The 24,898-nt window shown below is 44.7% G+C and carries 18 protein-coding genes; 8 read left to right on the top strand and 10 right to left on the bottom strand.

Annotated elements, in window-relative coordinates; translation table 11 throughout:
* The first annotated feature begins 48 nt into the window (after positions 1–48).
* Together ACSX1A_RS05160 and ACSX1A_RS05155 are read left to right on the top strand one after the other, a co-directional pair.
* The gene (locus tag ACSX1A_RS05160; protein ID WP_439882552.1) at positions 49–978 is read left to right on the top strand and encodes an alpha/beta fold hydrolase; all 930 of its coding nucleotides are present in this window, start codon (positions 49–51) and stop codon (positions 976–978) included.
* A 153-nt stretch (positions 979–1,131) separates the two neighbouring features.
* The gene (locus ACSX1A_RS05155; RefSeq protein WP_439882551.1) at positions 1,132–2,280 is read left to right on the top strand and encodes a putative sensor domain DACNV-containing protein; all 1,149 of its coding nucleotides are present in this window, start codon (positions 1,132–1,134) and stop codon (positions 2,278–2,280) included.
* A gap of 104 nt (positions 2,281–2,384) precedes the next feature.
* Here ACSX1A_RS05155 and ACSX1A_RS05150 read toward each other — a convergent pair whose 3' ends face one another.
* The 6 genes from ACSX1A_RS05150 to glgX all read right to left on the bottom strand — a co-directional run bounded on the left by ACSX1A_RS05150 (position 2,385) and on the right by glgX (position 15,085).
* A complete protein-coding gene (locus ACSX1A_RS05150) occupies positions 2,385–4,106 on the bottom strand; it encodes an SPOR domain-containing protein (protein WP_439882550.1) in 1,722 nt (573 codons plus the stop codon).
* 3 nt (positions 4,107–4,109) lie between these two features.
* Positions 4,110–5,045, bottom strand: a complete 936-nt coding sequence (locus ACSX1A_RS05145; RefSeq protein WP_439882549.1) for a PorP/SprF family type IX secretion system membrane protein — start codon at positions 5,043–5,045, stop codon at positions 4,110–4,112.
* A gap of 70 nt (positions 5,046–5,115) precedes the next feature.
* The gene (locus tag ACSX1A_RS05140) at positions 5,116–11,151 is read right to left on the bottom strand and encodes an invasin domain 3-containing protein (RefSeq protein WP_439882548.1); all 6,036 of its coding nucleotides are present in this window, start codon (positions 11,149–11,151) and stop codon (positions 5,116–5,118) included.
* A gap of 495 nt (positions 11,152–11,646) precedes the next feature.
* Positions 11,647–12,105 (bottom strand): YybH family protein, encoded by a 459-nt coding sequence (locus ACSX1A_RS05135; protein ID WP_439882547.1) that lies wholly within the window; start codon positions 12,103–12,105, stop codon positions 11,647–11,649.
* A gap of 125 nt (positions 12,106–12,230) precedes the next feature.
* Positions 12,231–12,770, bottom strand: a complete 540-nt coding sequence (locus tag ACSX1A_RS05130; protein WP_439882546.1) for a glycine zipper domain-containing protein — start codon at positions 12,768–12,770, stop codon at positions 12,231–12,233.
* 185 nt (positions 12,771–12,955) lie between these two features.
* On the bottom strand, positions 12,956–15,085 hold the full coding sequence (gene glgX, locus ACSX1A_RS05125; RefSeq protein ID WP_439883536.1) for a glycogen debranching protein GlgX: 2,130 nt from the start codon (positions 15,083–15,085) through the stop codon (positions 12,956–12,958).
* 304 nt (positions 15,086–15,389) lie between these two features.
* Between glgX and ACSX1A_RS05120 the strand changes: the two genes are divergently transcribed.
* Complete coding sequence (locus tag ACSX1A_RS05120) at positions 15,390–15,788, top strand: hypothetical protein (RefSeq protein WP_439882545.1); 399 nt, start codon at positions 15,390–15,392, stop codon at positions 15,786–15,788.
* Positions 15,789–16,063: 275 nt separating this feature from the next.
* Here ACSX1A_RS05120 and ACSX1A_RS05115 read toward each other — a convergent pair whose 3' ends face one another.
* Positions 16,064–16,957: an MBL fold metallo-hydrolase gene (locus tag ACSX1A_RS05115; RefSeq protein ID WP_439882544.1), complete on the bottom strand. Its 894-nt coding sequence runs from the start codon at positions 16,955–16,957 to the stop codon at positions 16,064–16,066.
* A 38-nt stretch (positions 16,958–16,995) separates the two neighbouring features.
* Positions 16,996–17,427 (bottom strand): winged helix-turn-helix transcriptional regulator, encoded by a 432-nt coding sequence (locus ACSX1A_RS05110; protein WP_439882543.1) that lies wholly within the window; start codon positions 17,425–17,427, stop codon positions 16,996–16,998.
* Between the two features lie 116 nt (positions 17,428–17,543).
* On the opposite strand from ACSX1A_RS05110, the gene ACSX1A_RS05105 reads away from it, so the two are divergent.
* From ACSX1A_RS05105 to hrpB, 4 genes are all read left to right on the top strand, one after another.
* On the top strand, positions 17,544–18,173 hold the full coding sequence (locus ACSX1A_RS05105) for a nitroreductase family protein (protein WP_439882542.1): 630 nt from the start codon (positions 17,544–17,546) through the stop codon (positions 18,171–18,173).
* A gap of 26 nt (positions 18,174–18,199) precedes the next feature.
* Positions 18,200–18,901 (top strand): DsbA family oxidoreductase, encoded by a 702-nt coding sequence (locus tag ACSX1A_RS05100; protein ID WP_439882541.1) that lies wholly within the window; start codon positions 18,200–18,202, stop codon positions 18,899–18,901.
* An 84-nt stretch (positions 18,902–18,985) separates the two neighbouring features.
* On the top strand, positions 18,986–20,005 hold the full coding sequence (locus ACSX1A_RS05095; RefSeq protein ID WP_439882540.1) for an LLM class flavin-dependent oxidoreductase: 1,020 nt from the start codon (positions 18,986–18,988) through the stop codon (positions 20,003–20,005).
* Between the two features lie 113 nt (positions 20,006–20,118).
* The gene (gene hrpB / locus ACSX1A_RS05090; protein WP_439882539.1) at positions 20,119–22,668 is read left to right on the top strand and encodes an ATP-dependent helicase HrpB; all 2,550 of its coding nucleotides are present in this window, start codon (positions 20,119–20,121) and stop codon (positions 22,666–22,668) included.
* Here the strand turns inward: hrpB and ACSX1A_RS05085 are convergent.
* Positions 22,665–23,429 carry a Mut7-C RNAse domain-containing protein gene (locus ACSX1A_RS05085; RefSeq protein WP_439882538.1) on the bottom strand — a complete coding sequence of 255 codons (765 nt, stop codon included), beginning with the start codon at positions 23,427–23,429 and terminating at the stop codon, positions 22,665–22,667. The two genes, hrpB and ACSX1A_RS05085, sit on opposite strands and share 4 nt — an antisense overlap.
* Positions 23,430–23,751: 322 nt before the next feature.
* Between ACSX1A_RS05085 and ACSX1A_RS05080 the strand changes: the two genes are divergently transcribed.
* Entirely contained in the window at positions 23,752–23,961 is a 210-nt protein-coding gene (locus ACSX1A_RS05080) for a response regulator transcription factor (RefSeq protein WP_439882537.1), read from the top strand.
* A gap of 269 nt (positions 23,962–24,230) precedes the next feature.
* Here the strand turns inward: ACSX1A_RS05080 and ACSX1A_RS05075 are convergent, their stop codons facing one another.
* Positions 24,231–24,683, bottom strand: coding sequence for a hypothetical protein (locus tag ACSX1A_RS05075; RefSeq protein WP_439882536.1), 453 nt, complete (start codon positions 24,681–24,683; stop codon positions 24,231–24,233).
* Positions 24,684–24,898 lie beyond the last annotated feature (215 nt).

The following is a 24,898-nucleotide window of genomic DNA, read 5'->3' as shown; positions in this document are numbered from 1 at the left end:
CTTGCTCCGTCCTTGTTTCAGTTTAGAAAGTAAATAAGCTCCATAACCATGAAAAAAATCTTTTTTAATTGCCTGCTTCTATTCCTTTTTATATCCCCCCTGTTCTCACAGGCACAAAACAAATCGTTTTACTTCACCACATCTGATTCTGTGAAACTATATGTCAGGATAGCTGGAGAAGGGACACCATGCCTGTTCATTCATGGTGGGCCGGGTTCATGGCCAAAATATTTCTACGCTTTAGGTGGTGATATCGCAGAAAAGGACATGACGATGATCTATGTTGACCAGCGTGGCTGCGGCAGATCAGAAGGAGATGAAAAAACGGATTACTCTCTGGCCCGTCAGGTAAAAGACTTTGAAGAATTAAGGTCTTACCTGGGTTATGATAAATGGATCATTATGCCACATTCATTTGGAGGGACGATAGGCACCGAGTATGTATATCAGCATCCCGACCATGTGGCGGCAACAATTTATGTAAACAGTACGCTTAACCTGGATGATGCAAAGAAGAACGCTATTAAGCAGGGTGCACGCATACTGAATGTGCCGGAATCAGAGTTTCTCAAACCAGGCGTATCTCAGACAGAGGCTTTTGGTGCCGTATGGTCGAAGCTGAATGAAAAAGACCTGTCCTACAAAATGATGTACCGCGACAAAAAAATGTTCCAGGACATGGCTGCTGTAATGGACACTACCCTCAACTGGCACTTTGGCGGCCAGGTCTGGAACTATCCGGAATATGAACAAGACTTTACTGCTAAAACTGCAGCCATCAAAGTACCGGTGCTTGTGTTTGCAGGCAAATACGATTACTCTGTTGGCCCTGAGCATTATAAGTCATTCAAGTTTCCGAACGCAACTTATAAAGTGATGGAAACAGGACACTGCCCTTACCAGGAACAGCCGGAAGAGTTCGAAAAAAGTATCCGTAAATTTCTGACAAAAACCAGGCTTAGGGCTTCTTTAAAGTAAACAGGAAAAAATTTGATAACGCGAGGGCTGCAGTATACTGCAGCCCTCGTTTTGTTATGACTTATCCGGTAATCTACACCTGGAGAGCTTTGTAAAAGCAGTGCGACTGAAGCAGGAAAACAAAACGACACCGGCGGCGTTTGGATGGAAACGATGGAGTTGAAACGTGAAATAACTTACCAGGCAGCCAAAACTGTGGCTAAGCAACTGCAAGAGCACTTCGAGCAGCACATCATGGCTGCACAACAACAAGGTGACGAATCCCTGGCAGCGCCTCCTTCTGCACCTGTTATTGAAGCTATCCTAGACACTGCTTTTTGGGCCAGCCTGCGACGTGAAGAGGGAATTGCACCCAGGATCTCACTGGCCTGGCTGCCTCCGGAGCAGGTAGAACAGCCATTAAAACTGGAACAGCGACTGCCACTTAGTTCCGCAGCTCTTACTAAACTTGGCCCGGGTGTGGAGCGTCCCGGAATTCATTTAGGCGTGTGGCATTATGATGGCGAGCTGTTCGTTTGGGGTGCTACCCGCTCCATCCCCAGCTTTTGCTTCGTCGTGGATGTGTCTGAGCCAGGTTTAATCGTGGTAAAGCACCGGCGCATTGGTGGCTTTGGAAAGTTTGCAAACGTTGCAGTGCTGAAGGGCGATGAGATCAAGGTCATTGATGAGAATAGCTCTACACTTCCTGACTGCCCTGGATTGTTGACATCCCTGCTTCACTTTGCGGTTCCCGCTTCCTGGAACGATTCGGTTAATGTTCTGATCCAAATGGCTGTTTCTATGAGCGCTCATAAACATGGTGGCTCTCTTTTGGTGGTTCCTGCAGAAACGGATGTTTGGCGTAGTTCTATTATACATCCAATCTCTTACGCCATAGAACCTGCTTTTCCGGGATTGGCTGCCTTGTTAGAAACTGAACAGAAAGAAACCGAAAGTGTTGTGTGGCAAAACAAAGTGAGCCGGGAAATAGAACGAATTGCCGGCCTTACAGCCATTGACGGAGCCACGATCATTAGCGACAAGTATGAGTTGTTAGCTTTCGGTGCCAAAATAGGTCGTCGGGATGGTTGCGCTGCCGTGCAGGAAATAATTGCGACAGAGCCAATCTTAGGTCGTATTCCTATTTCCATGCACCCAGCCATTAACGGAGGCACCAGGCACTTATCTGCTGCACAGTTCGTGCATGACCAACGGGATGCCCTGGCACTTATCGCTTCTCAGGATGGACGCTTCACTATTTTCTCCTGGTCAGCGTGCGAAGGTAAAGTTCAGGCACATCGGATAGATGCCTTACTCATTTAAGAACAATCAAAACCAGACTTGATAATTGGAGCAGCAACATTAAAACAAACGCAGCAGCTATAAAGCTGCTGCGTTTGCAGGAAGATAATATGGTAAGGGTTTATTTAATAGTTTAGTAACCAGGCAGATGTACCATACTTTGCTTTTAGCTTTGGCAACATTTTCAAGGCTTCTTCTCTGCTGGCGAAATCGGCTACCGTTACCCGGTGCATAGCGGCATTGGCACCTGCAGCAAGTACTTTACTTTCAAGGCCTTTTTGCTTTAATCTTTGCTGCACTAGCCTTGCCCCTTCCGCAGATTTAAAACTGCCTGCAACAACATAATATCGATGTGTTTTCCCAACAACAGCAGCCACTTCAGTTTTACGCTGAGCCCCCGATTCATTGTGTATTTTTTTTGACTGGCCAAATTCGCCTTTCAAATTTGCACCCAGATCCGCTTCTTCAGGTATGGTTAAACCTACAGCAGGTTTCCTGTAGTCGCGGTCCTCTTTCAAAAGCCCTGTTTCCTGCGATTTAATTTTAAACGCAACATTACGTTTAACCTGTTCAACTTCTGAAGCTGTTCTCCCTTGTTTAGCGACAATTGCAAGCGTATAAATATCATCGTTCTGCAGTTGCTGCTTATTTGAGCTAAAATATCCTGTATTACCCTTTAAAATGAGTCCGAAATCATCACCGGAAGTATTTACAGGATAGCCCATGTTCTTAACAGCCCCAAAACCTTTGTCGGTAACAGGAGCAAAGAAAATATCCAGCCCACCTAAACCGGGGTGTCCGTTCGAGGCAAAGTATAACGTACCATCATCTGCAACAAATGGGAATAAGTCGTTTCCAGAAGTGTTTATACCTTCCCCAAGGTTGACCGGCTCCTGCCAAACTCCTCCTACTTTTACTGTTTTATACAGATCTGCTCCTCCAAAACCTCCCGGCATATCAGAAACAAAGTACATTACGTTACTTCCGGACAATGCCGGATGTCCTACTGAATAGGCTTCCCGGTTAAAAGGGAACTCCTGCGCCTGCTTCCATTTACCGTTCTGCAATACCGCCATGTAAATACGCAGCTTATTTGTAGCTGCTTTGCTGAACAAAGACCTTCTTCTAAAATTATTGCGTGTAAAATAAACTGTGTCCTGCGAGGCATTAAATGTCAGAGGGCCTTCATGGTAGTCAGAGTTAATTTCCCGGCTAAAAGGAACAGCAGCTGATACATTACCAGGTACATAGTAAAGGTCAATAAAGGCTGCCTGTTTTGTGTCCGTTTTTTCTGTGCCACGTGCCGAACTGAATACCAGCCCATCCTGATAATATACCGGACTGAAATCAGAAGATGCTGAACTGAACGCTGCTTTACTGATCTTAAAGCGCGCTGAGTCTGCAAAATACTGAGACAGATGCATGTAGGCATTCAACCAACGGACAGTTTCCTCATCCGCCCCTAGTTCAGTCGCTTTCTGCAGAAGTATGGTAGCATCTTTATACCTTCCATTTGCGGCCATTACCTGTGCCAGTGATTTTAGATGTCCCGGATCAGCAGTGTCATTTAAAAAAGACATCAACCAGTTTCCCCCTATTTCCTCCTGCCCTGTTTTCAGGTAACAGTCGATCAGGTTAATAACAACCGGAGCATTTTCTGGGTCTGACCTCAGAACCTTTTCATATGTTTTTGCAGCAGCTTTAAAATCCTGTACATGGTAAAAGTTATTCCCTTTTGTTACCTGAGAAGATTGCCCAAATGTGGTTGAGGCCAGCAGCAGCGAAAAGGCTAAAAGCGACAGATTCTTCCTTGATACCATACTTCCTTTGTACGTCCTCATTTTCATGTTTTAAAAGAAACGAGGTGAAACGAATTTGGAACCGGAGGGAGCTACATCAAAACGTAGCATTACTTCATGTGTGCTTGCCGTATAGCGACTTATGTCTGCTACCGGCTGGTCATAGGAGTAGCCCAGCCTGAACTGTTTGGAAACCTGCAGCTCCAGAATGCCTACCAGCGTGTTGCCGGAGCGGTAAGATGCGCCCAACCCGATGGTGTTGTACAGCCAGACATTTGTGTTAATATCAAACTGAACCGGAGCTCCCTCCGCTACTCTTACTAAGGTAGAAGGCTTCACCTTCACCTTATCCGAAAGTGTAAACACATAACCGGTGCTAAGGTAATAGTGGCGCGTATGTTCCGGATAATACGACGACTTGTTGCCGCTGCCTGATATTTTAGCTCTGAACAACCCAGGCACAGATAACCCGGCATAAAACTTATCGGTGTGGTAGTAAAACCCATTTCCGAAATTAAACATCAGAAAATCCTGTACATCACTAAAGTTCTCATCCGGATTCCCCTGTGGGTTTGTCTGCACATTTGTGTAATCGGCGTGATGCCTGATAATGCCTGCCTGCAACCCCATAGCTATTACGCCTGCCTCCGTTTTGATACGAAAAGCATAGATCCCATTCATACTTAGGTTATTCGTCACTCCTATCTTATCATTAACCACAGCTAGTCCGAGCCCCACATTGTTATTCCGGAAAGGGGCATGCACAGATAAAGTCTGTGTAACCGGTGCGCCTTCTATGTTCACCCACTGGTTCCGGTACAAAGCCGAGGCACTTATCCCGTCGCTGCTGCCCGCATAAGCAGGGTTGAGTATAAGCCCGTTAAACATGTATTGTGAGTACATAGCGTCCTGCTGCCCAAAACCTTTACTGGTAGACAGTAAAACAAGGCAGAACATAACGCTAAACTGAAGTAAAACTTTTTTCATAAAATAAAGAGATATGGAATTTTGAAGTGCTGGCAACACGTTTTTGAGCCGTTTGCCAGCACTGTTTTATTTAGTTTCTTTTTATTATTACAGAGTGCGACCTTGGTTTCTCGCCGTTGTTAAGGTCAACAATGTAGAAATAGGTACCATCCGGCAGTTTATTCCCTAAAACGACTCCATTATTAGCCGCTCCATCCCAATCGTTCTTGTAGTCTTTGTTCTCGTACACGATCGTACCCCAGCGGTTAAATATCTTAAGTGATACCCTGTAGTCTTCTGCACCATAGATGGTGAAAACATCATTTTCCCCATCTCCATCCGGCGAGAAACCTTCCGGAATAAATACAAGCCCCTGCTTTACCTGTATCGAAACCGTAGCTTCGGCACAAAGCTTAGGGTCACCATCATCACAAACCTGATATTTGAAACTATCGTCACCTACATACCCTTTGGCTGGAGTATACACAAAGCTACCGTCGGGTTGCAAGACCACAGATCCAAATATCGGTGCGCGCACCAGTGCGGTTTTAGCTGTCAGGGGGTCCCCATCCGGATCCAGGTCGTTCAAAAGGACATTACCGGAAAGTTTTTCATGGTTATTAACCAGATAGCTATCATCCTGTGCTACAGGAGCATGATTGATAGCAGTAAAATGAACAGTGGCAGTGTGAACCATAGCCACGCTATTTATCCAACCGCTTACTGTCGCGGTCCCGCTAATAGTGCTGGCGGTAAGAGTGGCCGTGTAGGTACCGTTCTGATTATCCGTTACAGCTTGTAAAGTACCAAGTGAGGATGCCAGGGTAACAGTTTCGCCTCCAGAGTTAATTCTGTTTCCATTGGCGTCGTAAAGTGTTATCGTTAGTAATGACGTACTGGCACCATCTGCAGGAATTACTGTTTCTGAAGCTACGATTGTAGCTGTAAGTGCACTTGCTCTACCTGGGATAAAGGTTACTACAGGTCTTGATGAAAAATTTTCGGTTCCCAGGCTGGCTGTAATAACTGTCTGGCCGGTTACGGATGAAGTAAGAGTAGCTGCGTAATGTCCGTTACCGTTGTTAGTCACTGCGCTCAGTGTACCCAGGCCGGATACAATCTTTAATGGCTCATTTGATGAAGTCGGGTTTCCGTTGGCATCTTTCAACTGCACCGTAATTACGGATGTGCTCAGGCCATCAGCGATCACTGTGGTTGGGTTTGCCACCACTGTAGACATTGACATAGCTGGCGCCGGCACAACTACCTCAACAAACTCAACTATGGCCTTATCAGTAACTTCTGAACCTTTATAGGTGGCAGTAACAGTTACAAACCCACCATTAGAACGGGCAGGCACAATTGCTTCTATAATTCCCTTGCTTTTCAGAGTGGCTGTTGTCCCTGTGCCATCCAGTAGCAACGCAACGTCTGCCAGTTCTAATGCAAACGGATTGCCGGCAAAGTCATAGAAAGAAGCCTGTGCCACTGAAGTACTCACTCCATCCGCATCCAACTTTTCAGGTATTGCCGTAACGCTGGTGGCTGCCAAGTTTAGCGCAGTAACAAAGTTTACAGTTGCATGATCGCTGATCTCATTTCCATCATACCTGGCTGTGACATTCACTACCCGGGCATCCACTCCTGCTGGTACTGTTGCTTCAAACACTCCTGCCGTAACTGCCCTCACCGGTACAGGAACTCCGTTCAGCAGGATCTCAACTTTATCTGCTTCCGTAGCAATGGCGTTTCCTGCATAGTCGAGGATGGTAAGCCTGGCTACTGCAGTACTATTTCCATCTGCATTCACCCGCTCAGGGGCTGCAGACACAGTTGTGGCGTCAAGGTTAACAGCCGGAGTAAAAGTAACTGCGGCAGAACCGCTTAACAGAGCCCCTTTGTATGTTGCCGTTACACGTACTATACTGGCCACAGTTCGTGCAGGCACCACTGCTGTGAAAGTGCCGGTAGTTACAGGAGTTACGGGCACAGCTGTTCCATCCAGCAGAATCACCACATCTGAGGCATCCACAGCAACTAACTGACCTGAATGATCGCGGAAGGTGACAGTAGCAACTGAAGTATCTGAACCGTTTGCCGGTACACTTGTCGGTGAAGCTGTTATAGAAGTAGCATTGGTTTTCACTGCTGAAGTGAATTCTACTGTAGCATTGTCAGCTATTGGTGTGCCATTGTAAATTGCAGTTACCTGCACTATGCCAGTCGTGGTCCGGGCTGGCACAACAGCTTCAAAGGCTCCACTTCCGAGTGATGAAACAGTGACAGCGATGCCATCAAATAGTATGTTGACCTTCGCCTCATCCACAGAAATGGCGCTACCATTATGATCTTTAAAGGAAAGATGAACAACAGAGGTACTTGCTCCATCAGCCGGTAAGGATGTCGGGGAAGCCGTCAGTTGTGTTGCAACTAAGTTAACAACAGGTGTGAAGTGTACCTCTACCATTTCGTTAATAGCCTCATTGTTAAGGCTGCCGGTGATGGTAGCTATTCCCGAAACTGTACCAGCTGTTAAGGTAGCTGTGTACATTCCGTCCCTAACATATTCTAATGCTGATAAGACTCCTTTGTCTGTAAATAAGCGTAAGGCGCACACCTCCTCCGGTACAGTAGTACCGAAAGCATCTTTGAGTTGAAGCCGAATGATAGTACTGCTTACTCCATCGGCTGGTAACTCTGCATCATCTGCTGTCAGCGTTGACACTATAGCTGACGCTACCGATACTTTTACTGCATTACTGCTGGAAACCGCACATCCTGCACTCTCAACAATTCTTCGGAAATAAGTAGTTTGGTTAACTGTTCCGGGTGTAAAATCTTTCGTAGCAACAGCCGGATAAATATCAGAATAACTGTTGCCATTGTCAGTGCTTAGCTGCCAGCGATACGTATAGGCCCCATCTCCACCTTCAGGAACAGAACCCGTTATCTCTGCAACATCTCCACTATTACAAAACACTACTGCTGCGGGCGCAGCCAGCACATTTTTGCTCAGAGCAGGATAGACAGTGAAAGTGATGGGAACACTTGTACTTTCGCATACACCTGTCTTTACTTTCCTTCTGAATAATGTTGTCTGGTTTAGAGTAGCAGGTGTTAGATCTGCTGCAGTAGCACCTTCAATATCCGTCCACGTGAGGTTATCTATACTTTGCTGCCATTGGTAGCTAGCAAAAGTAGCGTCGGAGCTACCGGAGATCTGGCCAGGTTGCCCGGCTAAACAGAAAGAAGATGGTCCGTTATAACTTAGTTCGTTCGAAATGGTCGGGTGAATGGTGATCTTTACAGAGGCACTCGCATTCACTTCTGCGCAGGCGCCACTCATTACCCATCTTCTGTAGTAAGTTGTCTCAGTGACCAATCCGGGTGAAAAATGCTGTGAGGTAGCACCTTCTATTTGGCCCCAGGTAGTATTATCGTGGCTTTTTTGCCATTGGTAAGTATAAACTCCGTTGCCACCTGTTGGTAACGACCCTGTAATGGCTCCTACTTCTGAAGCTCCGCAATACGCTGTTCCTGTTTCCGGGTCACTTACCGTATTGTTAGTTATTTCAGGGTTAACAAAAACAGCGTGCGTATTGACCATGGTGGAATTACAGGCTACAGTAGCGATTTTCAGTGCCCTGATGCTTAGCTGGGTATCTGCAGTTATGGGACCTGAAGTAAGCGTTATTTCCCCTCCGTTACCCAAAACAGAAGAACCAGTTCGGGCAGTACCGTTATAGAGTTCGTAGATCACCAGGTTTTCTGATGAAGTAATGGTAAAAGATGTAGTCTGGCCGGAGCAAATGGTAGAAGTAGCCGGGTTGATGGCAATATCAGCCCGAGGGGCAACACAATTAACCGAAACAGCTACCGAAGGATCACTTTCACACCCCCCTCCTGTTGTTACTGTTGCCGTAACGTTTCCACCTGCATAAATATCATAGGCATGAAGTCCGGTTATCGTCCAGGATGTACCTGAAGTAATTGTTTCGGCTAAATAAAAGCCGTCAATATATAGCTTTATCGTTCCAGCAACAGTAGTTGTGCCACTAACAGTATTGTCCCCCTCTACCAAAGGACTGTTTATACTCAAGCTGGATCCTGGTAAGGTTCCGTTTACTTGTACAGTGTTAGAAATGGTACTTTGAGTTTTACCAGGCGCAATAGCTTTGGCAGTTATATTATCACCAGCATAAAGTGTTGCAAGCTTTGACCAGGTACCATTGAACACTGTTGTAGTCCCCACCATTGTGGCTCCTCTGAAAACCTCAATGAGTGTACCATCTTGTTCGTTACTTGTACCGGAAATAGTTAAAGTGGCTCCGCCAGAGGAAGCACAATAAGCCCCTAACACAACCGGGGTAGACGTTTGCGGACCAGTAACGGTAGCTGACACTTCATTCGAGAAACACTTCCCATCCTCTATCGCGACAACGGACAAAACATCACCAATTTTCAGTCCGGATACAGGGTATTCCCAGTTCGTTTCTGATGGAGCAAGCTTTAAGGTTCCTTGCTGTACCCCGTTTAGCTTAATTATAAGGTAAGCCCCCGCTGCAGCTGTACCTGCTATGCTGGATGTGTTTTCGTAAATAGTTGAATTAGCAATTACAGGACTGGCAGAAGACTGGGAAGTACCTAAACATAAAAAAGCCGGCTCAGAATTACAGGTATAATTACCAGCGGCATCCGCAGAGACCACTATAAACTGGTACATACCAACAGGCATATCCTGGGGTGCACCGCTCTGGCAGTTACCGGTAACTGCCATGTTGTAAATAAGGGAGCTACCTGACTTGGTTGCTTTAAAGCAGAACTGGTTGGTAGAAGCGTTTGCACTGGAACCGGAAACGCTAAGTATATCAGAGGTATAAAACAGTTTACCATCCAGGAGCACCTTAATTTTTACATTTGTAGGTGATGGAACCAGCACATTCCCGGAAATGCCCTTCCTGCTGTTATTCACAGCAGTTACATTCACAGGTGTATAAGGGTTTGTACATGGGGGTGTATAAGCTGCACCTACCCATGTGGTGCCGCAGCTTTCGGATGCTGCTTTTCCAGGGGCAATGGCAATGGCCTTAACCTGATCTCCGGCTGCTAACCCCGAAATTCCTGTTACTGCCCAGTTGCCTAAAGTTACCATTCCGGTTCCAAGCAAGGTGCTACCGTTCCGGTACAGCTCAATTCTTGTTCCATCTGCTTCAGTAGACGAACCACGCACCGAAGAACTGTTTGCAAATACTGATACTGTTATTGTTGGGCATCTGGAAAGCGCGAGTGGTGAGGTGCTCATATCACCTGGTGCAGTTGGCCTGTAGTATGAGATCAGGTCCCAAAATAACTGGTCATAGTTGCCGCTATACGTTCTGTCGTCTACTCCACCCACATCTGACTTTGCATTATTACCAATGGCTGGAGCAGGGCTTAGAACAGTCACAGCGGCCATTCTGAGTTTTGTATTTACATCAAGGCCAAAATCTGACCAGGGCATATAGAAATCATAAAAATAGTCAGGGTCTCCGCACTCTTCTGTGTAGGCAATAGACTTCTGAGAATGGGCATCGTAATCCTTACTTATCAGCAAGACAGGCGATGTCGTTCCATCAACATTAAACAGGCTCACACTCCTGTTTGTTAGCATCACCAATTCCATCTCGAAACCAGGATTGCCTGGTACGGCATTTGGATCTGCCTCTGGCCCGGAGAAACCGAACTTCTGATCCGTGTCTATCAGTACGCTATAGCCTTTTGTATTAGGAGATGTTTTGTTCAGGCGGAAACGGACCAAAAAATTAGTACCGTCAAAGTAAAACATAACCGGGTCATCTGCGCCTGAATCAACAATATCAGTAAAACCACAACCCGGCCCCTTAAGCAGATCCTGTACGGGTTCTTTTTCTAATACAGGTAATGGAGTATATGGTATTTCACTTTCTCCATTACCTCGGTCATTGGAAACAAATCCCGTTGTAGTCTTGGAAGTATACCCATCACTATTCGGGTCTAAAACAGCTCTACCTTCAAGTGTAGTGGCAGGCTTGTATATCAGGCCCTTCGTCTGGCCAAACACCGCAACATAGCAAAGCAGGAAAAACGAGAGGAAGTAAAATTTCACCATTTAGCAAAAATTTATATTAAAAGTTGGTTGTGTTTCATTTCAAGCACTACAGTATACAGGTAAGGTCTACTTTATTATAAATCGACACGCAATTTTGCCTTTGTTTATATTTAATTGACCTAAAACAAGCTGCATTATTTGTACATAATTAAGATGTTATATCATACAGGTACTTATATTGGTATATATATACGTTTATATATAAGTGAAAGATGAATAAATTAATTAAAAAATATATATTTTTATATATTTAGTCAATAATGGAGAGATGAGGTGGGTTATAGCAAAGACTTTTTTTTGTCTAACTCCTGTTGTTATACTAAAACTGGTTGTTTACAAGGTATTATAGAGGCGAACAATCACTTAAAAAAACACTGCATATCTGTTTTCACTAGTATGACTTATTTTATAAAGAGAAGAATCAGATAAGTATAAAAGCAGTGAAGCCAGCTTAAAAATTTAAGCTGGCTTCACTGCTTTTATACTAGGTATCTATTACATATTTTTTGCCTGCACTGGTAGATCTTCAAGTTGAGCATAATGAAGTTTCCATTCGCCTTCTGCTCCTTTTTTCCAAAGCAACATAAAATTACCTTCTCCTACCCCACCTGGCTGATCAGGGCCAGCAGGCAATACATCTACAGAAAAAGTACCTGCTTCATAAGCAATGTCTTCCCCTGTACCTGAACTAACAACGTTTGTTTTCAGATCAGTTATGGTACCCATTGTAGAACGTACCCACTTGTCGGCAACTTCCGATTTTCCCTGAAAGTGAATCTCACCCTGTAGAAAATGTACGTCCTCACCAAGTAAAGAAACAACTTTATCTGCATCCCTGGCATTCCAGGCGTTAATAAACTGCTGGTTTAGCTCCTGGATGTTTACTGATTCTTTTTTATCAACACAAGAGGTAAAGATGGCAGCAAATGCAAGTATTAAAATTACATTTCTCATGACTTTATAAGTTAAATAAATATCCGATTTTAAATTTCCGAGTACGGTAAAACATTCCTCATTGATTAACAAGAAAAGCCCGGGATAAAACCCGGGCCTTTCTCGTTTCAACGTTCGGGAATTAATTACCAACTCTTTCTTCTATATTCTGAAGTATAGTATGGTTTTGTAGGATCTCCATAATCCTGATTAGGTAAAAGGGTAATGCTCATAATAGGATCCTGTGATCCGGAATAATTTGTATAAGCCATGCCAACAGGATAGTCGTTTGCTTCAACCTGCTTTGGCTGCTCCGTTACAGCTGAGCTTCTACTTGCAACAGTTCTGTTAGAAGTTGCCGCTCTCTGAGCTGCAGCTCTTTCAGAGGCTGCTCTGTTAGCTTCTGCCCTGTTGATAGCTGCTATTCTCTCTGCTTCTTTTTCTTTCTGCTTATTATCTATATGTTTACCTATACCATAACCGGCTGCGCCACCTACTACACCACCTACAACACCACCAATTACACGGTTGCGCTTATGTATCACAGCACCTGCGGCAGCACCTGTAGCAGTACCAATTACGGCACCTTTTGCCTGTGGGCTCCACTTTTTCTGTGCATTTGCTGAATTGTTAAAAGCAAAAGATACAACTAAGATCAAACTAAGGATAAAACTTATCTTTTTCATAACCCATTTCTTTAAATGAAAGACTTTGTTTGTTTTGAGAATTGAGTTTCAACTACTATGCCAGAAAATTATTTTTAATAACAGAAAGGCATTCTTTGCACCTCAAAAAACAACACAAAATCACTACACCAAACTGTATATCAATATTTTATAAATTTTAAAAAATTTAAATCAGATCAGTTATTTCATGCGCTTGTGTTTGGATGAATGAGAACAACCACCGAGCGATTTTCAATTTTTATTGACTCGCCAGCTCCGTATTTTGCCCCTCTCTTATAAATATGACTTTCAGCGGTATCAAGTATTTTTGACCACTCAGTTCCATACTTTTTAGGTGGGAGTTTATAATTAAGGGCCTCATAGTGGGCATTGAATATGATATAGAAACTATCATCTCCCACTACCTCACGTGTGCCCATCGAGTGAATATCTCGCCCGTTCAGGAAAACGCCAAGAGACTTCGCATAGTCATGATCCCAGTTTTCATCCGGCATTTCAGTGCCTTCCGGTAAAAACCAGGCTATATCCTCTACACCTACTCCTTTAATGGGGAGGCCCTGAAACCACCTCTTTCGCCCAAACACCGGGTGAGATTTAGCCAGATGTATCAGTCTCCTGGTAAATTCCAGCAAATCTTCATCAATCTGCTGCCAGTCTACCCAGGATATTTCATTGTCCTGGCAATATGCGTTGTTGTTACCTAACTGGGTACGCCCCAACTCATCACCGGCTAAAAGCATCGGCACCCCCTGCGACAGGAACAAGGTGGTCAGGAAATTGCGCTTCTGACGTTTGCGAAGTTCCAGAATTTCCAGATCATCTGTGGGCCCCTCCACCCCACAGTTCCAGGAGCGGTTATGGTTTTCTCCATCGTTGTTATCTTCACCATTGGCCCTGTTATGCTTTTCGTTATAAGAAACCAGGTCGTTAAGGGTAAAACCGTCGTGAGCTGTTACAAAGTTAATAGAGGCTGTTGGCCTTCGCAGGTTGTCCTGGTACAGGTCTGAACTACCAGTGAAGCGTTCAGCAAATTCAGCCAGCATGCTCTCTGATCCGCGCCAGTAATCCCGGATACAATCCCGGTACTTGCCATTCCACTCTGTCCAGCCCGATGGAAATCCGCCTACCTGGTATCCTCCTTCACCCACATCCCAGGGTTCAGCAATCAACTTTACTTGTGAAATGATTGGGTCCTGGTAAATGATATCAAAAAATGCACTAAGCCGATCAACTTCGTGTAGTTCCCTTGCCAAAGCCGATGCAAGATCAAAGCGGAAGCCATCAATATGCATTTCCTCTATCCAGTAACGCAGGCTATCCATAATAAGCCTGAGGACATTTGGTTGCATCGTATTTAAGGTATTACCTGTACCTGTATAGTCCATGTAATACCGGCAGTTGTCCGTTAACCTGTAATAAGAAGCGTTATCGATTCCTCTGAAGGAAAGCGTTGGCCCCATTTGGTTACCTTCAGCTGTATGGTTATATACCACATCCAGAATCACCTCAATTCCAACTTGGTGGAGCGCCTTTACCATCTTTTTGAACTCAATCACTTGTTCACCTAAAACACCGGAGCTGGAATACCTCACATCGGGTGCAAAGAAACCAATACTGTTATAGCCCCAGTAATTGGTTAGGTCCTGCTCATCCAGGTGGCGGTCTGTAACGAAGTGATGTACAGGCATAAGCTCTATAGCTGTTATGCCTAGCTTTTTAAGGTAATCCAGAGTTACAGGATGCGCAAGGGCAGCATACGTCCCTCTTATGTTCTTTGGAATTTCAGGGTGAAGCTGCGTAAATCCTTTTACATGGGCCTCATATATAATTGATTTAAAATAGGGTGTTTTAGGTCTCTTATCGTCTTCCCAATCAAATGCAGGGTCAATCACGACAGACTTAGGCAAAAATGGCGCACTATCCTGCTTACTAAAACTCAGGTCTTTGTCAGGGTGCCCTAACTTATAGCCGAAAAGGGAGTCGTGCCAGTTAATTGTTCCTGCTATTGCTTTGGCATAAGGATCAATTAAAAGTTTATACTTGTTAAACCGATGTCCCTCCAACGGTCTGTACGGACCATCAACCCTATATCCATAGAGCTGTCCAGGTTTTATATCACGCAGGTACACATGCCATACCTGGTGAGAACGTTCTGTTAGTTTTATTTTAACTGACTCTTTTTTAGCATCAACATCAGAAAAAAGGCACAGCTCCACCCCTGTAGCATTTATAGCTGTTAAGGCGAAATTTGTTCCTTTACCGTCCCAGGTGGCCCCTAACGGAAAAGGACTGCCGGGTTCTACTTTCAAGTTCATCATAATTAAATTGTATAATTATAGGAGTGCATCCGAACTGAGCACCAGTATTATACTTATTATCCCAAGAACGGTTTAAGGTTTACTGGAGTTTTGATAAAGACAAAAGGGATAGCCCTGAAGGATCGGGCACATGATACTCAATAAGAAAAATTGCACTGTGTGCAGGAGGAAAACTTACAGCATGTGCCCGGCTTAATTCGTAGTTCTTGCATTAACTAAAACTGCGTTATCTACAGCTATTAAGCGCCTCTTTAACTCAACAATATATATTGAATCAGACGAATAAAATATTATTCCGGAATTGATTGTTTTAAAGGGCATAACTGCATTCCTTTGCTGCGTGATAATACCGGGTATTCTTCTGAACAACAAACTTTACACACTGCTGGCTGTGTTGCTTTGCTGTGCGCTAGGTTTTTGTTTTCCTATTGCTACCCAGGCGGCAACGCCTCCTTCCCAGAATATTATCCAAAGCTCTGATAATGATGAGATGGCTCCATTTGCTGTTGCTCCGGATGAGGATGCCGCTGTTGACGTGGACGCTATTCTGCAGTTAAAGAAAAATTCATTAGTACCGTTCTTCCAGACAGTGCTCGGATACCTATATCCGCCACAGCAGGTAAAAAATGTTATGCCTGGCGAAGCTCCCTTTTCTAAAGGAGACTGTGGTAGACACTCCTGCCTTACTAAAGGCCCCTGAACAACCTTTTTTGCAGCCAATCAGCTGCACGCTTAATTAGCATATAAGTCTACCTGGTATTTTTTGCTGCTCCACCTGCTGCTATACATTTATTAGCATGCCATGCTTTATGCTGCGCAAGCTACTATCATGGTTATTATTCCCGACGATTTCAGACGCACCTATATTTTCTTATGTCCGTCCCCAGATAAAAAATAAAGCTACTTCAGATATATATTGGTTAGTTAATTCACTCCGAGCAAAATCCATCCCTGATAGGGGTGGATTTTCTTATTTTATTCAAAAAGCTGCAGCTGTTTTCCAAGTATACTTATTGGTGGCTCCTGGTGCGCTTTCAGTGCTGTGTCGTATTTGGCCATGTCTACTTCCCCGCCTAACGCTGCCATCTCATGCAGCACGCCACTACAATTGATGCTATACACTCTTGTTTCTATGTAACGTGAGGCCACTTCCACTTCTGTTTTTTCTGCTTGTGCAGTGAAAAGTTGCTTAACAAGGTTCGGGCAATTGTTATCTTTAGAAAGGTGTGCAAGCAACAAGTGACTCATAAAAGCAGGTTTATAAGCCGAGAAAAGCGCCAGCGCCTGCCGGTTGGAAAGATGGCCCCTTCCTCCACTGATCCTCTTCTTTAAATAGTATGGGTAACTTCCACGCTCCAGGAGGTCCTCGTCATAATTTGCTTCCAGGAATGCTGCATGGCATTGCCCAAAGTGCCTGATCAGGTTCTTGCAGGGAGCACCCAGGTCAGTAAATACACCTACTTTCACATCTTTAAATGCAATAACAAAACTATGGGGGTCATAAGCATCGTGCAGTTTTTCGAAAGGCATAACTGTTAGGTCTCCAACCTGAACAGGCTGTTCCGCCTGAAAGGGCAACGTACGGACACCGCTAAAATCCATGCGTGCATTGTGCAGGGTACCTGCTGTTATGTAAACAGGGAGCTGGTATTTTCTGGCTAATACAGGCACTCCCTTAATATGATCGGAGTGCTCATGAGAGATAAAAACAGCTTTCACTTTGCGCATGGAAAGGCCGAGGCGCTTCATGCGCTTTTCTGTTTCCCGACAGGAAAGGCCCACATCCACAAGCACCGCTTCCCTGTCGTTCCCGATATAATAGCAGTTCCCGTTACTCCCTGAATTTAATGATGTAAAATATAGGTGCATTTGATTTAATTAGACTTAATGATGCCGTTGGTATACCTTTACTTAGCACCCTCTTTTTTACCATAGCGCACTCTTGCCGCCAGAATCTGATCAATGTTCAGCTTTGCCCAGTCAGCCAGCTCCAGCAACTGCAGCAACAGGCTTTGCCCTAAAGGTGTAAGCACGTACTCCACACGTGGCGGAATTTCAGGGTAAAGTGTTCGATTGACCAAACCATCCTCTTCTAATGCGCGAAGGGTTACAGTAAGCATGCGTTGAGAAATACCAGAAATAAGACCTTTCAGTTCATTAAATCTTAATTTTTCATGCCTTCCCAGCATCAGGATGGTGTAAATAGACCACTTATCACCGAACCGAGCCAGAATATCTTTTACAGGGCAACATTGCTCCTGTTCCTGCTTTGCAGTAAGTACTTTTTCTATTTTTTCCTGAATCTTAAGGTGCTGATCCTCAACTTTAGTTACTTCCATGTTCCTGAGTTCCTTCCTGGTGCCTTCTTGGTTCTGTCAAAGTTAATAAATATTTTTGAGTTACTTTTAGTAACCTAGTAATGAAACGTTACTAAACTTTACAATGTTTACCACATATGAATCTAATACAATCACTGAAGTGGCGCTATGCGTCCAAGAGAATGAACGGCCAGAAAGTGCCTTCAGAAAAAATAAATACAATATTAGAGGCTATCCGTCTTGCGCCATCGTCTATGGGACTGCAACCTTATACAATTTTGGTTATCGAGGATGAAGAACTTAAAAAGAAGATACAGCCTATTGCTTACAACCAGCCACAGATAGCAGAATGTTCTCACCTGCTTGTATTCGCTGCATGGGATGATATTACACCCGAACACATCGATACCTACATCAGCCATACTGCATCTGTGAGAAACATGCCAGAAGAAAAATTAGCAGATTTTAAAGCTACTCTTCTGAACACCACTGAAAAGAATTCAAAAGAGCAAAATTTTAACTGGGCTGCCAGGCAAGCGTATATTGCCTTTGGTACCGGCCTGATAGCTGCCGCTGCAGAAGAAGTAGATGCAACTCCTATGGAAGGATTCGATAGCCAGGCACTTGATGAGCTCCTGCACCTGAAGGAGAAAGGACTTAGAAGTGTTACGATGATGCCACTCGGATATCGGGATGCAGAAAAAGACTGGCTAGCTTCTCTGCCTAAAGTCCGAAGAGAAAAGGATAAACTGTTTCTGGTAAAGTAGCAGGCAACACTTAAATTTAACAACGTATGAATAAGCAAAAAATCAAGATAGATATTGTTTCCGACATCAACTGCCCCTGGTGCTATATTGGTGAACAACGCTTAAAAAAAGCGATGGATGCTGTTGAGAATACCTACGACTTCGATATCAGTTTTAAAGCATTTGAATTAAATGCCAGCGTACCCGAGAATGGCTGGACCAGGAAAGAATATTTTCTGAAAAACTATGGCGAGTCTATTCTTCCAAAGCTTGGAGAAATGGATAAACAGATGACTTCAAACGGTGCTGAAGAGGGAATTGAGTTCAATTTTACTCCTGACATGAGGGTTAACAATACTTTTAACGGACATCGCCTGATATGGCTTGCCGGAGAGTGTGGTGTGCAGGAAGCTGTGGCAAATGCCTTGTTCAAAAGTTATTTCACAGATAATAAGAACATGAACGATACCGACATACTAAAAGCGATTGGGGTGGAGAACGGAATTCCCGCTGAACGCCTCGAAGGATTCTTTGAAGGTGATGAAGGTCGAAAGGAAGTTCGTGAAATGGAAAGCTTCGCACAGGCTGCCGGCATCACAGGAGTTCCGGCGTTCATCATCAATGATCAGTACCTGGTTAATGGCGCTCAACCTTCTGAAGCATTTCTGAACGCTTTTAAGCAAATAGCCCCTGCCCTGCAGGAAATAAAATCCGAAGGAGGCAGTTGCGATATTGACGCAGGCTGCTAATTCTTCAGGAAAATCACAAACCGGGAACAGCTTAGATAGTTGTTCCCGGTTTGCATTTAGTGGACTTTATAAAATTTAAGAATAATGGATAATGCATCTATAAAGAAATTAGCCGATACTGCTGTGTCTGTTTTAGATCTTGTGCCAATACTGCAAGGCAAAACAGCTGCCGATTCTTTTAAAAATAGCCTTGACCTCGCGCAGCAAGTAGAGCGCTTTGGTTTTAACAGGTATTGGCTGGCCGAACACCATAACATGCCGGGCATTGCCAGTTCAGCTACTGCAGTACTTATTGGCTACATAGCAGGAGGCACATCACGGATCAGAGTTGGATCTGGTGGGGTTATGCTTCCTAACCACGCGCCTTTAATTGTTGCCGAACAATTTGGCACTCTGGAATCGCTGTATCCGGGCAGAATTGACCTCGGACTGGGACGTGCACCAGGTACTGATCAAATGACAGCCATGGCCCTGCGCCGTGACCAGAGGGCGGCAGATACCGATTTCCCGGAGAACCTGGCAGAACTGATGCATTATCTGAATCCCAAAGAACAAACTAAGGTTAAAGCAGTGCCCGGTGAGGGACTAAACATACCAGTCTGGTTGTTGGGCTCCAGTACCTACAGTGCACAACTGGCTGCCATACTTGGTTTGCCCTTTGCCTTTGCCAGCCATTTTGCACCACAAAGCCTCCACTTTGCCTTAAAACTGTATCGCGAGAATTTCAAACCATCCGAATACCTTCAAGAGCCTTATGCCATGGTAGGCGTAAATGTAGTGGCTGCTGACACGGATGATGAGGCCAGGCGCCTGGCGACGACACTCTATACTTCATTTTTAAATGTGATCAGGGGCACTGCCAGGCAAATGCAACCACCTACTGACGATCTGGAAAGTCTTTGGGATGCTTCAGAAAAATATGCCGTACAGCAGATGTTGCGCTATGCTTTTATTGGTAGCCCAGAAACGGTAAAGACAGGCCTGGAAGAGTTTATAAGTATAACTCAGGCAGATGAACTGATGGTGACATCACATATTTATGATCATAAGGCAAGAGTACATTCTTATGAGATTCTGGGAGAAATGTGCAGGCGTCAGTCATAATCTATGGTAAAAAGGGGGTGAAATATTTTTAAATTTTGTCCGCTAATGCTCAAAATAGAGAAACCTCCTGCTTCCATTCTAATTTCTCATCCGGATTGCAGAACTTTGGGCTAATGTCACCAACTGCTATTATACCTGATCTACCTAAGTTGCCGGTAACGGAAGCGCTACCCGAACTGCTGTCTGCTTTGGAAACCAATTCACGCGCTGTGTTGGAAGCACCACCTGGTGCAGGTAAAACCACCCTGGTCCCTCTTGCTCTTCTGCAGGCTGGCTGGCGAAAGAATGGGAAGATACTGGTATTGGAACCCCGTCGCCTGGCTACAAGGGCAGCTGCTCAACGTATAGCAGATTTACTGGGTGAGCCTCTTGGGCAGACAGTTGGTTACTGGATACGGATGGAGCATGAGGTGTCAGCACAAACAAAGATTGAGGTTGTAACGGAAGGGATCCTGACCCGACTGCTGCAGGAAGACCCTGCTCTGGAGGGGATTGCAGCAGTAATATTTGATGAGTTTCATGAACGAAGCCTGCAGGCAGACCTGGGTTTGGCACTGGCGCTGGATGCTCAGTCTGTTCTTCGCCCCGATCTCCGCCTGTTGGTTATGAGCGCCACACTTGATGCCACCGTAGTTGGAGAATGGCTAAAAGCACCTGTAATTCGCAGCGCAGGCAGGTTATATCCTGTTGAAACCCATTATTTAACGCATACAGAAGTAGCTTCAGCAGGTAGCAGACCCGCCCAACGTCTCTTAAACTTAGTGCCAAAGGCTATTTTACGTGCCCTGGAACAGCACCCTGAGGGAGACGTTCTGGTTTTCTTGCCAGGCATGAGAGAAATAAGAGATGTTGCCGATAAGCTGACTGGCAGGATTTCTGCAAACACGGAGCTTCACCTACTGCACGGAGACCTGCCACTTTCAAAACAAGTGGCTGCTATTGAGCCTGCTCCGGCAGGTCGCCGGAAAGTTGTGCTAGCTACTAGTATTGCCGATACAAGCCTTACAATAGAAGGTGTGCGTATTGTAGTGGATGGAGGATTTGCCCGTGTACCAGAGTTTGTACCCCGAAACGGGCTTACTACCCTGGCAACTGTTCCGGTCTCAAAAGCTGCTGCTGACCAGCGCCGGGGCCGTGCAGGGCGATTGGCCCCCGGAACTTGCTACCGTTTATGGTCCGCAGCAGACCAGCTACAGTTACCTGAGCGCCAGCAACCGGAAATTTGTGAAGCAGACCTGACAGGCCTGGCCCTGGAACTTGCTATCTGGGGTGTAACAGATGTTACCTCTCTTTCATGGTTAGATACCCCTCCCACTGCTGCGCTAAGTCTGGCTAAAGATCTTCTGACTCGCCTGGAGGCCATCGATAAAACCGGAAAGCCAACAGCACATGGTAAGGCACTTGCTCCACTTGGCTTGCCACCCCGCTTAGGACACCTGGTTGTGCGCGGGCAGGCCATCGGTTGCGGGTCTACAGCCTGTGCCCTGGCAGCACTATTATCCGAGAAAGATATATTAAAACCCATTCAGATGACGTGGGGAAATGAGCAGCCGGACCTCCGGCTACGCCTGGAGATAGTGGCAGGTAAAAGGCCAGGAATACCAGGTTACTCCATTGATGAGAACACTCTGCGCAGGGTGCGGGAACAGGCTCAGAATCTAAGGCAGCGCGTCAGGGAATCAGACAAACAGATCGTTCCGGAGTTAGCCGGTTTACTTACCGCATTCGCATACCCGGACCGCCTGGCTCAACGTGAGAACTCTGGACGGGTTCGGCTTATAACAGGACATAGGGCAGCTCTGCCAACCGAACTATTTAGCGAAGCACAATTTTACGGCATCGCACATCTTGAACTTGGAAAGCAGCAACGGGTATTGCTTACAGCTCCGCTTACGAAAGAAGATGTGATCGAGCACTTTTACCAGCAAGCGGAAGAGGTGGAGGAAATTCGTTTTGATGACACAACTGGCCGGGTTTTAGCGCGTCAATATACTCGTTTGGGGGCACTACTTTTAGATGAGAAGCCTATTCATACCCCTGATCCGGGACAAATAGCAGAAGCATTGCTCCAGGCATTACAGGAGAAAGGCATTGAACGGCTGTCCTGGTCGGCTGACGCTCTACGTACCCGTCAGCGCCTGGCATACCTGCACCTTCTGGATAATACAGCTTGGCCTAATTTATCAGATGAAGTATTAACACATGATCTGGAAGTATGGCTCAAGCCCCATATGTATGGTTTAAAGAGCCTGGACCAGGTCGCAAAACTTGACCTGCAGGAGATCCTGCTCTCGGAGCTTTCCTGGGAACAACGCCAGCAAATGGACAGGTTAGCCCCTACACACCTGGAAGTACCAAGTGGCTCACGGATCGCCCTGGATTATTTGAACCCAGAAGCCCCTGTGATGCCTGTACGACTTCAGGAGGTCTTCGGATTGTTGGATACACCTTGCATTGGAGGAGGTAAAACGCCATTATTGCTACACTTACTTTCCCCTGCCTCCCGTCCCGTTCAAGTTACCCGTGACCTCCGCAGCTTTTGGTCTAACGGATACTTTGAGGTCCGGAAAGACTTGCGTGGGCGCTATCCTAAACATCACTGGCCCGAAGATCCGTTAACCGCTACGGCTGTAAGAGGTATAAAACGAAAGCCAAAAAGCTAGTGGTCTGAAGAAGTATGTTTCTGCTTCAAGTCTGCTATAAACTGCTGCATTTTATCATAATGAGACCCTTTCCAGTAGACCTTTGCGCAGGAAGGGCACTCGTAAAATTCATTAAAGTATAACCTCGTTTTAGGGGGTAAACTTAAAAGCACATCCTCTTTTCTGACCTGCCTGACTACTCCATTACAAACCAGGCATCGCGTAAGCGGATTGATCATTTCGGCAAGGGAAAAGCGAACCATTACTTCATTGAGCTGCTCCTCAGTTACCTGTGATCTTAGCCAATAGCCATGGATAACTGATTTTTGCTTTAGTAAACCTATATCACGTGTCAGCACAATACGATGTTCTTGTAAAGAAATACGGGCAATTTCCTTATCCGACAGATCACGTTCGTAGTAGCAGTCGAAACCAAGCATACGTAATGACCTGGTTAGAGAGCCTAAGTGAACATCGAGTACAAAACGTGCAGGTAATGGAATGTCATTTTTGAGGGGATTATCAGGAGGACTCGCCCGTTCAGGAGAAAAAAAAGGATACACCTCCACCCTGTCAGCCTCACGTAATGGGTGCAGAAAATCAACAGGTTTACCGTTGAGTAAAATCAGTTGAACTTCTGGATGCGGAACTCCAATTGCCTCAATGGCATCTTTCACCGCTGGTTGATCATTAAAAATATAAATTATCTCTCCTTGTCTCTCAGAAGACTTAAAAAAATCAAGTAAGCTTTCGTGGAACTGAAAAAATGCAGTATGTCGCATAGACAAAAGTTTTTCAATATTACTGTTTACGAGTCTACTTAAGCTGCCAAGGGAGCTGCATAAGAAAGAGTACACCAGCTGCTACTCATATTTGTAACCTGTGTTACAGAACCAACTCAACAGTATTATATACTCCTGTTAACTGAATAAACGATTTTTTATGGATAAATACTGGCTAAGGATGTAATCAAATTCGTATAAAAAACACTATTTATACAAAAAATCACCAAAAGTGGGTATTGGCTTACACACTTATTCTCCTGATATTGTAAACGTATATTAGAATAAAACTAAATGTGTCACCCGTTTATTCCAAAAATATATGATTCGAAAACTACGCCCCTTAAGTAACACAGAATGCAAAGTGATCGCATTACTTGCAGAAGGCTACAACTATCAACAAATAGGTAAGAAGTTCAAATGGAGTGAGCAAACAGTGGAGGTAACTTTGCATCAAATGAAGCAAAAACTAGAGTTGGAACACTCCTATGAGTTAATTTCATGGGCTTACAGGCACGGAATTCTAATCTAGTATATATAGAGCAACAATTAAAGACCTACTCTCATGTTCAAAAGGTTTCTTGAATCACTGTCACCGGTTGCACATTCATCCATGCTGCTATCGAGCCTGATAAAAATGATCAGCAAATAATAAGGGAGCAGAAATGTCAGCTGTCGTACACCTCCTTATCTTTACAGGTTGAAAGTATATGTGAAGTGGGACTTAATATACTATATTAATACAGCGAAAATCCTGAAGCAGGATTTTTTTTATATACCGCCAACCAAATCTATTTTTTATCAGGGCTGGTCACTTTTATTGTGCTCAATCTCGGCAACCAGTAAGCCTGCATCAGTGCCTGGTACAAGGTAATGCAGCGCTTCTTCAAGGGTCTCAAAATGCTCCAGTTCTTTATCCTTGCCAAATATCCGGTATACCTTCGCGCGCATTGACTCGGCAATAACCTGCAGGATCGCGTCACGGTCTCGTACCATGGCTACTTTTCTAATCTTAGTATCCTGCAACAGTAATCCGAGATGCTCGACAGACCACTTCTGGTCCAGCATGGTAAAGTTGCTACTGGTAGAGTCCATTACCCAATATTCCAGGCCAAACTGTTGAAGTTTGCCGTAAACTTCCAACATTGCACTTTTATATTCCTCATGATTTACTGGCCTTAGAATTTTGGTAAAGATCAGTTTCTGTGGTTTAAGTATACTAAGAACTAAAAAGCTACTTTCGGGAGTCATCATTTCTGAAATTAATTCATATGCCGGTGGTAATATTTAGCACCTTGCTATAAAATAGACCTATAAATAAACGTAAAATAAAAGTCGAGGTAATACAAGGGAGAGTAAATTTACCTGTTAAGCCACTTACATTTATAAAAGAAAATGTAAATTGTTGGCTTTGGGCACCTTAGGGGCACTTCAGAAAAATAAAAGAATTATTTTTAAGCTTATTTAAC

It is taken from the genome of Pontibacter sp. MBLB2868 (assembly GCF_051904785.1).
Taxonomy (GTDB): domain Bacteria; phylum Bacteroidota; class Bacteroidia; order Cytophagales; family Hymenobacteraceae; genus Pontibacter.
Note: the sequence above shows the minus strand (reverse complement) of the source record. Positions and strands in the feature narration are given on the sequence as shown.